Source organism: Hellea balneolensis DSM 19091 (assembly GCF_000428525.1).
Taxonomy (GTDB): domain Bacteria; phylum Pseudomonadota; class Alphaproteobacteria; order Caulobacterales; family Maricaulaceae; genus Hellea; species Hellea balneolensis.
This window is the reverse complement of sequence record NZ_KE386760.1, coordinates 85,832-102,271: the sequence shown is the minus strand read 5'-3', so window position 1 is coordinate 102,271 and position 16,440 is coordinate 85,832. Positions and strand designations below refer to the sequence as shown.

Annotated in this window: 1 protein-coding gene; it reads right to left on the bottom strand. The window is 50.1% G+C overall.

Translation table 11 applies throughout. The annotated features are described in order from the left end of the window. Positions 1 to 102: 102 nt before the first annotated feature. Complete coding sequence (locus F569_RS0115015; protein WP_233353696.1) at positions 103 to 16,332, bottom strand: DUF7507 domain-containing protein; 16,230 nt, start codon at positions 16,330 to 16,332, stop codon at positions 103 to 105. Positions 16,333 to 16,440 lie beyond the last annotated feature (108 nt).

Below are 16,440 nucleotides of genomic sequence, written 5' to 3'. Positions count from 1 at the left end.
AACGCGTCTTCAGAGATTTCGAAGGGCTGGCATAAAATCAATTCAAACATAAAAAAACCGCCCGGAGAACCGGACGGCTTTTAGGTTTAAATGGTCCCGTTTTTAGAATTTACCGACAACGTTGAGGAACCATCCGAGATCGTCCTCCTCGCCTATCGTTGCGAGATATTCTTCCTCGATGCCGCCCCATGTCACGCCAACACCGATTTTGGCATTGTCATTTACGTGACGATAGACACCAGCCAAGCCGCCCTGACGGGTAATCGTACCATTACCGATATCCAGGATACGACCTTCGAGGACAGCATCCCATTTATGGGTCGCGTGGTAATCCAGGCGTAGGATACCTAGCTGAGCTTCGGACTTTGTAAAGTCAAGACTCTCACGATTGCTTGTGACTGACCCTGAGCGATAGGCATATTTGCCGCCCAACGTCCATCTTGGCGAGACATCGTAACTTGTATCAACCGACGCAATTGTACTCTTCTGGCGGTAGTTAAGAGATTCGCCATTAAAGCGCTGTGACGTTGGAGACAGATCTTCTAGCCAGACAAGCTTGCCGAGTAAGTTGAAACGGTCATCCCAGATCGGGCGGTATGCCGCCGCAAGAGATGCTTCTTTGAACTCAGCTTCATTAAAGCTTTGTGGTCCAAGGTCAGCATCTGGACGCGACTGATCAGAGAAGGCCAGATTGAGCTTACCTTGCAGGCTGAGCTCTTCACTCGCTTGGTAGCGAGCTGTAGAGCGTAGGAGCCATGTGCGGCGCTCATCACCTGTATCAATATTCTCGTCTTCACGCCATTCGCCTGTAAAGCCGGCTTTCATACGCTCAGACGCATATCCAACACTTGCAGAGAAAGCTTCGCGGTCAAGATTATCAACACGGCCAACTTCTCCTGAGAGACCAAAGTTCCAATTACCCGGCTTATAATCGACGCCATAAGCATGGGTCACACCGTTCAGTCCAAGGTCGTTAAACTGCAGACGCTCTTCGCCATAGATTGACAGGACGTCATTATAACGGCGGCGAGCTCCAAAGTTAAACGTTCCGAGATTTGATTGAGCCTGAGCATTCAGCGGCAGATCATAGGCGAGGTAATACTCGTCACCATCTTCATACTGATAGCGCAGTGATGCACGTGCTCCGAGGCCATCTTCGCCCGTGGACACTTCGCCGCCGCCAAGAACATTCTTGGACAGACGAACTTCCGCGCCAACACCCATACGGTCAGTTGTTCTGAGGTTTTCACCTTCAATACCAACTTGGCCATAAGCATAGATTTTGCTCTCATCATCGAACTCGTAATCAACCCGTGCACCAACAGATGTACCTGAGTTTCCGCGGGCATCATCATTATAGGACAGGCCAACAGAGGCTGTGATATTCTCATTGGCTTCATAATCCAGGCGAGCCTCTGCAAAACTATTTGTTCCAACAGTCTTGTCATCAGACACATCCGCACGTGCTGTCAGGTTCAGGCCCTCTGAGAGGTTCACATTCAACCCGCCGCCAAATTGCTCGATCGTCTGATTAGTTGTTTCAGAGTAACCCGCAAATCCGGCCTGACGCTTGCGCCAGTAAGCATAGGAATTACCATCCAGATTGAACCCGTCAATTTCAGTGAAATCAACAGCTGCTTCCACCGCATAGCCATCCGCAGATGTGTTATCTGCTAAGCCGCCGCGATCCAGAGGATTATAGGTAAAGCCGCCATCGATAGAGCGGAAGGTTTGGACACCCAGACCTTCTGTTCTGGCAAATTCACCCTTGATGTAAGTCCCGGCGGCATATTGCAGGGTCAGGTCAACTTCATAGAGATCAGACTCTACGCCGCCATCCGTATCGTGATTATAGGTTGCGCCAAGCTTGATGTGGTCACCGAGCCAACGCGATCCACGCACACCGTAAACGGCGGCATCATCTGTTTCGCCAAAGATAGGCGTAAACTCATAATCAATGACAAGGATAGTTTCGTTACCTGACTGGCTACCATCTCTGAAGAGTCGGCCATCATCTGTACGGCTACCGAGAGGCTGGTTGAGGATGACGCGGCCTTGGATAAAGTCCATGTCATAATCAGTCCCATAAGCCAGACGGCGGCTTTCAATCACGAGGCCTGAGACACTGTCACGTGTTTCAACGCGCAGGATTTCTGAGCCAATCGCAATATCACCATTGCGTAGATAATAGACACTACCGCCGGTTCCCTGAAGCTCATCACGGCCCTGGCGAGATCCACCCTCCGCAATAAAGGCGGTCAAGCGTGTACGGTCATCACCGAACTTAGTCGTATTGCCATTCTCATCCCAATGCAGCTTGGCACCATAGAGTGTACGCTGGACACGGGCGAATTCAGTGTCGTTGAAGTTGGTCTGATAATTACCCCATAAGGCATAGTCATCATCACGTTCCAGGCGAGCATAGAATTTCCCAGATGTCGGGGCATCCTGCTCAATCGTACTGTCATCACCATAAGTCGGATAGAAGCGCTCTGGATCAAGACGGCGTAGAAGCTGCCCTAAATCTTTATCGTCCAATCCGCTGAAGAGGTTTTCAATCTCAGCTTCACCTGTATCAGCCGTGGCTGTAACAGCCCAGCGGTCATTCAGGCGTGAACGGACATAGAACGCCACACGGCCTTCTTCGAAGCTGCGATCACCTGCGGCATCCTCAGCAATGTTCTGGCCAATCGTGGCTTCGATCTGCGCAACATAGAATGTGTCTCTGTTTTTAACATCAACAGTGCGCAAGATACGGTTTTCTGTTCCATTCTCACCTGCAACTTTGATTTCAACAGATTGCTCACCCATTGGAAGGATTTGCTCCGTGATGAATTTACCATCAGCATCCACAGTCAGCGTTTGGCCCATGACCTGAACGGTTTCTCCGCCAACATTTCGGCCGTAAACCCGTACTGATCCACCGCGAACACGGATATTATCAACTTGAAGCGTATTCTGGCCAAAGGCTGTGCGGGACTCAGCGTTCCACTCTTCCTCTGTCAGATCATACTCAGCTTCGCCCAGAACCAATATTTTCGGCGCCGTCTCATCAAAGCTTCCATCCGCGGAATAAGCCCGCAAAACATAGACCATAGTTTCAGGCGTATTGTCTCCAGCCGCATCTGAGCTGCTATTCACGTTCAGTGTTGCCGTGCCATTATAGAAGCTGGCTTTCTGGACAGGTGCACCCCGTGTTGATTTATCCGCATCAAAGATACGAAGTTCAGCACGTTCGATAAAGGCATCATAGTTCCAGTAACCCTCAGCGCGGATAACGCGGCCCTCAGGCGTCGCAACAACATTAGCTTGAGCATTAAGACGCTTCACAACATCTAGCGCTGTGGTTGTCGTCTCAATTTCCATGCCTTCAGCATAGGATGTGGTTTTATTACCCCATCCGACCCAACGTGTTAGACGTCCTGGACGTGCCGATTCAGCTTCACCTGCATCACGGCGTCCCCCGAAACTATTCGGTGAGCGGCGTGTGTCGCCGGCGAGAGCTTCAGAGCCTTCGCCGCCGCGCAGACCTGCTTCGCGGCCTCTGGCTCTTTCATCAAACTCATCCGCATCGGTGCGCTCAATATTACCATTATCATTGGCAAAGAAGGCCACACGGTCACGGACTTCACCTTCGGCAGGTCCATCAAAGACTTGGCCAAGAGACAAGTCTCCATCCCGCGTAAAGGGTTTCGCATCCCCCCAGCTGGCTTCCATCGCAATGTCTTTAAACTGCTTGCGTGCTACATCACGGACCATTCTCATTGTCAGTGACAGCGCATTTTGAGCTGTATCGACATTTTCAAGCTCATCCGCATGGTAAACGATGATAGCGCGGTCAGAAATTCTGTCTTCTGCAAGGATCGACGTTATACGGCGAGCAGCTTCAGGCATAAGTAAACCTGACTCTGCATCAAAGTCCGCTGTGAATAGGTCGATGCGAAGCTTAGGACGATGCGCAGCACCGAAGTTCATCTTCACAAACTTACCGCGTGTAGCGCGAACGACGCGCGGGTTCTCGGTTGTCGGAGAATAACCTAGCGGCAATGTACGCACATCAGTCTTGAGCAGGAAGTTAGAGCCGCGCTCATTATTGGCGATGATAGCACATGGAATGTGGTAGCGGCCAAATTCATCTGTTGTGATGATATCGCCATTCACCGTCACGAGACGCACAGCCGGTAGTCCGGGTTCGCCGTCATCAGGGTAACCATTATGGTTCACATCATCATAGACGCGTCCAATAACAGGCGTACAATCAAAGCTTGGCTCAGGAATGTAGTCCACAATTGCAGTGGCAATTTCTGATCGCTCGCCTGTATCAAGGCTCTGTGCAAAGGCTTGGTTCTCATGCGCGCCAAACTCGACATTTGGACCAGCTAAGAGGTTAAGATTCACAGAGATCGTTTCACCTGGCGCAAGTGTATCAAGCGGAGCTTCCGCGCCTGGCTGAACTGTCCAGTTCAGTCTGCGTCTCTCAGCCACATTTGGCTCAAGAGTAACAGTTGTGGTGCCATCTGAAACATTTGCACTATTTGGAATATAAGCAAAGCCATATGGAATTTGGTCAACAATATCGACATTCGAGATTGTACCGACACCAGAGTTCGTGACCTCAATTGTGTAGAGCACAGGGTCACCAATTTGTACGGTTCTCGGGCGTGCTGTCTTTCTGACAATCAGGTCATTGACCTTAGCCGCAGGAATAAGCTCGATCGCAGCTGTATCATCAGCAGAGACAACGTCCCCTGTCAGCGGGTTAGCCCCTTCGACAGTCGCTTTATTGATGAAAGTGCTAGCCGTTTCAGGCGCGACAAGTGCCTGCAACTGTACCGTCATGGCTTCACCTGCATTCAGTGAGCCGAGACCATCTAGAACCGTAATGTCATTCACGCCGTCATAGGCTGTGTTTTCCGCTCCGGTAAAGGCTGTTGGCTCTTCTGTGATTTCATTTGACTGAACCACAACATTTGCATCGCCATAAACATCACCCAAGTCATCAGAGATCTGGATGGAGTCGACCTGCGTTTCACCTGTGTTCGAAATGTCGAACTCATAAGTGATAAGCTGACGACCATCGCCCTGTCTGATCGGATCACCGATAACTGATTTCGCAAGGCTCAACTCTGAGACGCCGCAGAACTTCATCGGAATGTTGTTCATCAGGATAGACGGATCTCCGGCTTCAAACTCAAAGTCAAAGTAGAAGCGTGGGTTCGCCGCAGCTGAAGCATCGGCGAGGACACCTGTATCACCAACTTCGGAAGAGCCAAGCACAGCCGGATTTGCCGGTAGCAAGCTTGTCGCGTCCAAAGCGTCTGACTGAACAACGCGGTCCGTACTTGGAACGCCAGTTTCAGGATATGTTGGCGTCATTGTGTAATTACCCGGCGCCGTGACATAGAACTGGAAGAACCCGTTAGACCCATCATGGACGATAACAATGTCATTGGCTGTACCGACGCTGCTATTAACACCATTCGGGCCAGAGATTGAGATTCCGCCGCCTGTCAGGATCGTGCCGTTCTCTTCACAATAGAAGTAACCCGTTGGATCATAATCAGCGGAGTCTGGGATTCCGTCACCATCACGGTCTTCCGTCGAACTCTCAAAGTTATCAGGTGCGCCGTCACCATCTGTATCAATGATAGAGAGCGGTGTTGGATTGGTATCGTCAGCTGTATCTGGCGTGACGTTCGGATCATTTGACGGAACATCAGCCGGGAGCTCAGGTGCGCTACCCACCGCTGTATTACCTTGCGCTGGACCGCCATTCGTTGTGTCGATGCGGACAATAATTGTCACAACACCCGCATCACCGACAGGAAGCTCAGGCTCGCCAGAGAGGAGAAGGATATCGGACACACCATCATAATCAGCATTGACGCTACCACCTGTAAAGCCGCTTATATTAGCTGTTGGGGCGGCATATATTTCTGCCGGAGACAGGGCTGCTGTAAGATTATCTTCAAGCTGAACGTCAGTCAGGCTGACATTCCCTGTATTTTCCATCACGATCTGATATGTGACGTCATAAATCGGGCCGCCAATTTGAACGATCTCTGAGACAGATTTCGTGACGGACATAGACGGTTCACGCACAGCCTCAACTGTTTCAGACACCTCAGGTGACGTGACATCACCAGATGTCGCAGTCGCGAGGTTTGTCACAGAACCTGAGTCGATATCTTCTTGCGTCACTTCATAATCCGCACGGCATGTGAGGACAGCTTGTGGCATGAGTCCTGCATCTGGAAGGGCAGGACAGATAACTGTATCAATTTTGTCATCCGTAACGGTGACTTCGGTTAGAAGCGTTGCGTTGCCTGTATTGGTGACGTCATATTCATACGACACGATGTCGCCCGGCATTGAGAAGCCTTCAGTCACCCCGCGTTTCACGATGGACAGACCATTGGTGACAATCGCGTCGACCGTTACGCTATCTGTATCAGATGTTGTTGTTCCGTCCGTTGCGCTCGCAATGTTTGTGACAGATCCGGCATCAATATCAGCCTGGGTCACGACATAATCAGCGCTACACGTCAGCGTTCCTGCAGGCGGAAGACCGCCATCCGGAAGCGCAGGACATGTGACATCCGCAATCTTATCATCTGAGACCGTCAAAGGCTGCGTGATAGACACGTTACCTGTGTTCGTGATCAGATACTCATAGCTGAGAATATCACCAACAGCCGTAAACTCTGTTGACGTCGTAGATTTGACAAGTGTCAGGCTTGGCTCTTGGGTGCCTGTGATCGTTGCCGTATCCGGCGCAGATGTTGTGCCTCCGCTTTCTGCGGTCGCGATATTAATGACTTCACCCGCGTCAATATCCTCTTGGGTCACGACATAATCAGCCGAACATGTATGCGTTGCGCCAGGAACAAGACCGCCCGCTGGTAGCGCCGGACATGTAATCGTTCCAATCTTGTCATCCTGGATTGTGATCGGTGTTGTCACGGTCACATTACCTGTGTTTCGCACGACAAAGTCATAGCTGAGAACATCGCCAACCATTGTAAAGTCATTGGATGTTGCCACCTTATCAAGACTTAGGTTTGACTCTTGATCACCAGTAACGGTCTCGTTGACAGGCTCTGATGTTGTTGTGCCATCAGTCGCACTGGCAGTGTTCGTCACGAAACCGGCATCAATGTCCTCTTGCGTGACAGTATCGGTTCCTGTGCAGGTTAGGCTTGCACCCGGCATCAGGCCGCCCGCAGGGAGGTCTGGACAAGTCACATTCGGAATACGGTCATCAGATATCGTAATGGCGCTTGTGATTGTTACATTGCCCGTATTGGTCACGACATAGTCATAGCTAAGGGTGTCGCCCACCATATTAAACTCTGTCGTCGTAGCTGTTTTCGCAACAGACAGCTCGGGTGTTTGCGTTGCCGAGACAACCGCATCATCTGTGGGCGACGTTGTTGTTCCGTCCGTTGCGCTCGCAACGTTGGTCACGGATCCCGCATCCACATCAGCCTGTGTCACTTCATAGCTTGCGCTACATGTGATGGATTCTGTTGGCGGCAAACCTCCTGCAGGAAGCGCAGGACAATTGATCGTCGCAATCTTATCATCAGAGACTGTGATGGCGTCTATGAGGGTTACATTACCCGTGTTGGTGACAACATAATCATATGTCAGGATATCACCGACAGCTGAGAACTCTGTCTCATTTGCTGTCTTCACAATACTCAGAGCCGGATCTTGCGTACCTGTAACAGTCTCGTCATCCGGTAGAGATGTTGTTGTTCCGTCAGTCGCTGTCGCTGTATTGGTGACAAAGCCAGCATCAATATCAGCCTGAGTGACTGTATCTGACGCTGTACATGTCAGCGTCTGGTTCGGCTCAAGACCGCCTGCTGGAAGCGCAGGACATGAGATTGTTCCGATACGGTCATCTTCGATTGAGATAGGCTGTGTGAGTGTCACATTACCGTCATTGGTCACAATAAAGGTATAGTTCAGCACATCACCGACCATCGTAAAGTCGTTATTACCGGCAATTTTATTGACGGCCATAGATGGTGTTTGAACACCATTTACGCTTGCCATATCGTCTGCTGAAGTCACGTTACCATCTGTCGCTGAAGCTGTGTTCACAACAGAACCTGCATCAATATCAGCCTGCGTAACGGTATCCGTGCCTGTACAGGTTAGACTTGCGCCTGGGAGCAGACCACCCGCGGGCAGTGCTGGACACATAACGTCCGCGATACGGTTATCAGACACCTCAATCGGGAAAGTGATTGTTGTGTTGCCTGTGTTCGTAACCTCGAAGCTATATTCAAGCACGTCACCGACATTTGTGAAATCTGCAGTAAGAGCTGTTTTCGCGAGGCTAAGCTCAGGATTCTGCTCGGCAGGAATTGTCACAAATACAGGCGGCGAACTGGCACGCGAATGCATGGCATAAGCGTCATTGGTCACAGAGCCGTTGTCAATATCTTCTTGCGTGACGGTATAAGTCGCCGTGCAGCTTTCAATTTGACCCGGGATGAGGTTTCCTGTGAAGCAAACAAATGTGCCGATTTTATTATCAACAATCTCAAACTCATTTGTCAGGGTCACATTACCTGTGTTCTCAATTTCATAACTATAAGTCAGAACCTGACCGACAAAGTTATAAGAAACATCGTCAGACGCTTTGCGCGCTTCAATGGCAGGATTAGCATTAGCCGGAATAGTCTCTGAGTCAGGCGCAGAGGTAATCGTTCCGTCCGTGGCTGACGCAATATTTGTTACAACGCCAACATCCAGATTATCCTGCGTCACAACATAATCCGCGCTACAAGTGATAGCATCACCTGGAAGCAATCCGCCCGCCGGTAGAGCCGGACAATTCACATTCGGGATCAGGTTATCATTGACCGTAATCGGGTCTGTGATGGTTGTGTTACCCGTATTGGTGACGACATATTCATAAGTCGTGATGTCGCCCGGAAGAGTAAAGTTCACATTCGTGGCTGTCTTTTCAATCTGAAGCGTAGAGGTACGCGTTGCAAAGACTCTCTTGCTCACCTCAGGCGACGTTACATTGCCGTCTGTTGCAGAGGCGATGTTTTCAACTGAGCCGTTATCGATATCAGTTTGAGTGACTTCATAAGTGCCCGTACATGTCAGGCTCGCACCGGGCACAAGACCACCCGCCGGAAGCGCTGGACAGCTCACAGATGCAATCTTATCATCCGCGACTGTGATCGGGTCTGTAATCGTTGTGTTACCCGAGTTGATGACTTCATATTCATAGTCGATCATTTGACCTGGCACGTTATATGTGTTGCTGAGAGCTGACTTAATTGTTGTCAGAGCCGGAAGCTGATCTGCTGTAACGGTCGCGCTATCTGTCGGAGACGTTGTGCCGCCATTAGAAGCTGACGCCACATTGATAACTTCACCTGCATCAATATCCGCCTGTGTGACGACATATGTCGCGCTGCAGGTCAGGGTTTCATTTGGCGCGAGACCAGCCATTGGAAGCGCAGGACAGGCAACAGTGCTGATGCGGTCATCTGCAACTGTGATTGCGCCTGTTAGCGTCACATTACCTGTATTTTGAACAAGATATTCATATGTCAGAACATCGCCAACGGCATCGAAGCTGCTCTCGCCCGCTGTTTTCGTAATGGCAAGTTCAGGCGTCTGAACAGCATCAACAGTTTCTGTATCCGGGGTAGACGTTGCGCCCGGTGTTGAAGCTGTTGCCACATTGGTCACTGAGCCATTATCAATGTCAGCCTGAGTGACTGAATATGTCGCTGTGCATGTCAGCGTCGCATTAGGCGCTAAACCGGCACTTGGTAGCGGCGGACACGACACTGAAGAGATCTTATCATCCGCGACAGAAATCGGGTTTGTGATCGTAACATTACCCGTATTCGTCACGAGATATTCGTAATCTACCAGATCGCCGACAGAAGCAAAGTCAGCTGTCAAAGCTGTCTTATCAATCGCGAGCGATGGTGTTTGAACAGCAGACACTGTCTCAGAGACAGGCGGCGTGCTCACAGATCCATCTGTTGCGCTTGCTGTGTTCGTGATTGAACCCGCATCAATATCTGCCTGCGTAACAGTATCCGTTCCTGTGCAAGTCAAGCTCGCCCCCGGGGCCAAACCACCCGCAGGTAGCGCCGGACATGTCACGGCTGCAATACGGTCATCGGAAACACTCAGAGCATCTGTCAATGTTACATTACCTGTATTGGTAATGACATATTCATAGCTCACTGTGTCGCCCACAGTGTCAAAGCTTTGCGGCGTTGCTGTTTTTGTCATTGAGATAGACGGAGCTTGAGTCGCGCCGACTGTCTCATCGACTGGCGGTGACGTCACGGTGCCATCTGAGGATGTCGCAACGTTGGTCACAGAGCCGGCGTCAATATCAGCCTGCGTGACAACATATGTCGCCGAACATGTAATAGACTGTGTGGGTAAGAGCCCGCCGCTTGGCAGGGCTGGGCATGAAATTGAGGCGATTTTATCATCTGACACAGTGATAGGGTCGATGATTGTTGTATTACCTGAGTTCGTTACAAGATAGTCGTAATTAATCGTATCGCCGACAGAATCATAATCAGATGTTGTGGCTGTCTTGACCGTTGTCAAAGCCGGGTTTTGGTCAGCATCGACAGTCGCTTGGTCTGTTGCAGGCGGTAAGGTCCCGCCGGCAGGTGTTCCATTCGCAGTCGCGATATTCGTGACAGAGCCATTATCAATGTCATCCTGCGTCACAGTATAAGATCCTGTACAGGTAAACTCTTCAGCCGGAGCCAAAGCTGTTGCTGGGCAAGACAGGCTTGGGATCAAATCATCTGTGACAGATATATTTGTAATATCAACATTGCCTGTATTGCGCACACGATATGTATAATCTAGCACATCACCGACAGCTGCATAGCTTGTATCCACGGCTTGCTTATCAATGTCCAGAGACGGCGTTTGTGTACCATCAATTATGGCTGTGTCAGCTACAGGCGGAAGGGCCGTTCCATCTGGCAGGTCAGCAGCAGCAGAGGCATTATTTGTGACAGAGCCATTATTCACATCATCTTGCGTAACGGTATAATTCGCCGAACAGACCATAGACTGACTTGGTGCCAAACTGCTGAGCGGACAGGATACGCTCGCAATCAAATCATCTGTAATGACGATATTACTAAGGGTTACAGATCCTGTATTTTCAACATCAAATTCATAGCTGAGAATATCGCCGACCTGCGCAAAGTCTGAACTAATCGCACGCTTCTCAAACGCCATTGACGGCATTGGGTCACTATCAACAGTCGCACTACTAGGTGTATCGACGCTACCGCCATCTGGAGAGTTACCAGAGACAGAGGCGTTATTAACAACACTGCCAGCATCAACATCGGCTTGGGTGACTGTATAATCAGCGCTACACACCATTGTCTCAGCTGGTGCTAGGACGGTTTTCGGGCAGCTAACTGAGGCAATATTATCATCCGAGATAGACACGCCTGTAAGCGTCACATTACCGGTGTTTTCAACGTCAAACTCATAAGAGATAACGTCCCCTGCATTGACAAATGTCGATGTAACAGCACGTTTCACAAATCCAAGAGACGGCGTCTGTGTTGCTGAAACTGTTGCGTCAACAGGGGCTGACGTAACAGAGCCGTTTTGCGCATAGGCTTGGTTCGTGACAAAGCCAGCATCCACATCGGCTTGCGTTATTGTGTAAGAGGCTGTGCATGTTTGTGTCGAGCCCGGCACGAAATTACCTACAAAACAGTCAATCGTTCCGATTTTATCATCTTCAATACGTGTTGTGCCTGTCAGCGTGAGGTTACCATCATTTGTAATCTCAAAGCTGTAATCGACAACCTCGCCTGCTGTGGTGAAATCTGTAAACAAGGCTGATTTTACAACAGAGAGTCCCGGATTTTGATCCGCTGGAATTGTTTCTGAGGTCTGCGGAGAGGTCGTCGTCCCATCAGTCGCAGAGGCCAAGTTTGTGACAGAACCAGCATCCAAATCAGCCTGTGTCACTGTATAGCTGGCTGTACAGGTTAAGCTGTTACCCGGCAGAAGACCTCCAGCCGGAAGTGCAGGACAGTTAATCGTATCAATCAGGTTATCCGTAACTGTAATCGGGTCTGTGATTGTGACGTTACCCGTATTGGTGACGACATATTCATAAGTCGTGATGTCACCCGGAACTTCAAAATTAACATCCGTTGCTGTCTTAACGGTTTCCATCGCAGGATTTTGGTCTGCATCAACAGTTTCATCCGCTGTGGCATCCACCAGAGTCCCGCCCGCAGGTGTACCTGTGGCCGCGGCATTATTGATAACACTTCCCGCGTCCAAATCATCTTGGGTCACGGTGTAGCTCGCTGTACAAATAACGACTTCAGCAGGATCAAAATTCGCATCATTATTGCCGATGGCAGTAACATCACAAACAACTGTATCAATTTTATCATCCGTGACGGCCAAGTCAGCAATCAGGACATTACCTGTATTTGTGACTTCATATTCATAAGTCAGAACATCACCAATGCTATCAAATGTTGTTTCAATCGCTGACTTCACCATAGTCATGGCAGGAAGCTGCTCGGCGTCAACTGTCGCATCTGTTGTTGGAGGTGTTAGTGTTCCGCCAGCAGGTGTCGCGTCAGCGGTCGCATTATTTGTAACGGACCCATTATCCAAGTCAGCTTGGGTAACTTCATAACTCGCTGTACAGACAACGACTTCAGCCGGATCGAAATTCGCATCGCCATTTCCTATGGCCGGAACATTACACGTGACTGTGTCGATTAAGTCATCTGTGACAACTAAATCTGTCATCAAGACATTACCTGTATTCGTAACGGTGTATTCATAAGTCAGAATATCACCAACAGCGTTATAAGTTGTTTCAACAGGTGTTTTCACAAGCGTCATAGACGGCGTTTGCGTACCTGTTACGGTCGCTGTGTCAGGCGCTGAGGTGACATTTCCGTCAGTTGCGCTCGCCACGTTGACTACTGAACCGGAGTCCAAGTCAGCCTGCGTAACGCTATAGCTCGCCGTACATGTCAGGCTTGCTGTTGGAGCAAGGCCGCCCGCTGGAAGCGCAGGACATGACACAATAGCCGGAGGCGTGATTTTATCATCATCAACAGTGATTGCATCAATGATTGTTGTGTTACCCGTATTGGTCACAACATATTCGTAATCAAGAATGTCGCCAACAGCCGCAAAATCTGTGCTCAAGGCTGTTTTTGCAATAGCAAGCTCAGGTGATTGTGTGCCTGAAACAGTTTCTGTATCACCCGCAGCGTCTAACGTACCGCCCGCTGGTGTGCCTGTAGCTTCAGCGATATTCGTAACAGAGCCAGCATCAAGATCTGCCTGCGTCACGGTGTAAGTCCCGGTACAGGTTACGCTTTCTGTTGGCATTAACGTTGTCACAGGACATGTGACAGAGGCAATTTTATCGTCTGAAACAGCAATCCCTGTGATCTCGACATTACCTGTATTGGTCACGAGATATTCGTAATCCAAGGTATCCCCTACAGCTGCAAAGTCTGTATCAACAGCAGATTTCGCTAGCGTAAAGGCAGGACTTTGTGTGCCGCCGACTGTTTCCGTATCTGTCGGAGGCGTCAATGTACCTCCGGCTGGGGTGCCGTCAACAGAGGCAATATTTGTAACAGAGCCTGTATTAAGATCATCTTGAGTGACGGTGTAATCCGCTAGGCAAGTCGTGCTTTCGCCTGGCGCCAATGTTGTCACAGGGCAATTAACAGTCGCAATTTTATCATCTGAGACTGAAAGCCCTGAGATCGTCACATTGCCTGTGTTCGTCACATCATATTCATATGACAGGACATCACCCACAGCAGCAAAATCAGTGCTTACAGCGCGCTTATCAATACTCAATTCTGGCGCCGCGCCATCTGGCGTGACACTTTCTGTATCTGTTGTAGGCGGTAATGTGCCTTGGCTCGGCGTACCGGAGACCGTCGCCTCATTTGTAATTGGGGCGCCCGCATCAATATCAGCTTGCGTAACTTCATAGGTCGCTGTGAAAGTCGCTGTTTGTCCAACGGACAGGCTTGCAACAGTCGCAGGCGTGATAGCGGATAAAGTTCCGCTACCGCCGTGAACATCAGAAACGCTGACATTATTAATTGTAACATTACCCGTATTAACGGCGACATATGTGTAAGTAATAATATCACCCACTTGGACATTGCTTGTATCTGAAGCTGTCTTTGTAAAGGTAATTTCAGGTGCGCCCGCATCCGGCGTTACGCTCTCATCATCCGTGGCAGGCGTATAAGTGCCCCCCGCAGGCGTAGCATTCGCCGTAGCTGTGTTTGTAATGGCCGCGCCGGAATCGATATCATCCTGCGTGACTGTATAAGTCGCCGTGAAGGTCGCGCTATCACCAACAGCTAGGCTCGCAAGCGCCGCTGGGCTAATGGCTGACAATGTTCCTGAGCCCGAATGCACATCCGTAATGCTCACATCACTCATTGTGACATTGCCTGTGTTCACCACCTCATATGTATAAGTAATCACGTCACCGACAGACACATCGCTTGTGTCTGACGCTGTTTTGACCAGTGTCATATCAGGGGCAGGTGTTTGCGGCGTAACAGACTCATCTGCTGTCGCGGGCGTGTAAGTGCCGCCAGCAGGTGTGGCATCGGCTGTTGCCGTATTTGTAATCGCCGCGCCGCTGTCAATATCAGCTTGCGTGACTGTATAATCCGCTGTGAAACTCACGCTTTCACCTACGGCAACTGAAGCCACACTTGCTGGCGAAATTGCGCCGAGCGTGCCCGTGCCGTTATGAACGTCTGAAACAGATACATTTGCCAGGCTGACATTACCTGTATTGGTAAAGACATAGGTGTAAGTGATCACATCGCCAACGGACACATCTGTATCAGCAGACGCCGTTTTTGTAAGCGTTGAATCAGGCGCTGCCGCTTCTGTTGAAACCGAGGCATCATCCGTAACAGGTGTAAAGCTACCCGTTGCAGGAACTGCGTCCGCTGTGGCTGTATTCGTAATAGGTGCGCCGCTATCGACATCGGCTTGCGTCACAGTATATGTCGCTGTGAAAGTCGCGCTATCGCCTACTGCGAGGCTTGCAACTGAGGCCGGCGTAATGGCTGAAAGTGTGCCGCTACCATTATGGACATCAGATACCGTAACATCTGACATCGTGACGTTACCATCATTAACTACGACATATGTGTAAGTGATCACATCACCAACAGCCGCATCGCTCGTTTGTGACGGTGTCTTTGTCATATCAAGAGACGGACCGGCCGTATCTACCGTAACTGTTTCAGTATCTGTCGGCGGCGTAAATGTTCCGCCTGCAGGATCGGCATTACCCGTGGCTGTATTTGTAATGGCCGCGCCGCTATCAATATCGGCTTGCGTAACCGTATAAGTCGCTGTGAAGCTTGCGCTATCACCAACCGCAAGGCTGGCAAGTGAAGCCGGGCTAATAGCAGAAAGCGTTCCCGTACCAGAATGTACATCAGAAATGCTGACATTATTAAGGGTCACATTACCTGTGTTCACAACATCATATGTATAAGTAATAACGTCACCTACTTGGACATTGCTTGTATCAGAGGCTGATTTGGCAAGGCTCATAGACGGAACTGGAGCATCAACTGTTACAGTTTCATCATCAGTCTCGGGCGTAAATGTGCCGCCGGCAGGAGTCGCATTCACTGTGGCTGTGTTCGTGATGGCCGCGCCGCTATCAATATCAGCTTGCGTAACCGTATAAGTGGCAGTGAATGTAACGCTCTCACCAATGGCCAAAGTTGCTGAGGCAGGCGTGATGGCAGATAAAGTGCCTGTACCGCTATGGGCGTCAGAAATCGTGACGTCACTTAAGGACACATTACCTGTATTGACCACCTCATATGTGTAAGTGATCACATCTCCGGCTTGAACATTTGTCGTATCAGACGCTGTTTTTGCCAGAGTGACATCAGGCAAAGGCGCTTCTACGGTCACGGTCTCATCGTCTGTCACAGGCGTATATGTTCCGCCTGAAGGGTCCGCGTTGAGGGTCGCTATATTTGTAATATCAGCTCCGGCATCAATATCAGCTTGCGTGACTGTATAGGTTGCTGTGAAGGTCGTGCTAGCACCAGGTGCAAGCGTGGCCACACTGGCAGGAGAGATTGCAGAGAGAGTCCCTGCCCCGCTATGGGCGTCAGAGATCGTGACATTGCTCATGCTCACATTACCTGTGTTCGTCACAGCATAGCTATATGTGATGACATCGCCTGCTTGAACATCTGTTGTATCAGAGGCTGTCTTGGCAAGAGTCATAGCAGGCACTGGTGTTTCAGGCGTAACTGTTTCCGTATCTGTCGCAGGTGTATAAGTCCCGCCAGACGGCGTTGCATTAGCCGTCGCTGTGTTCGTAATCGCCGCGCC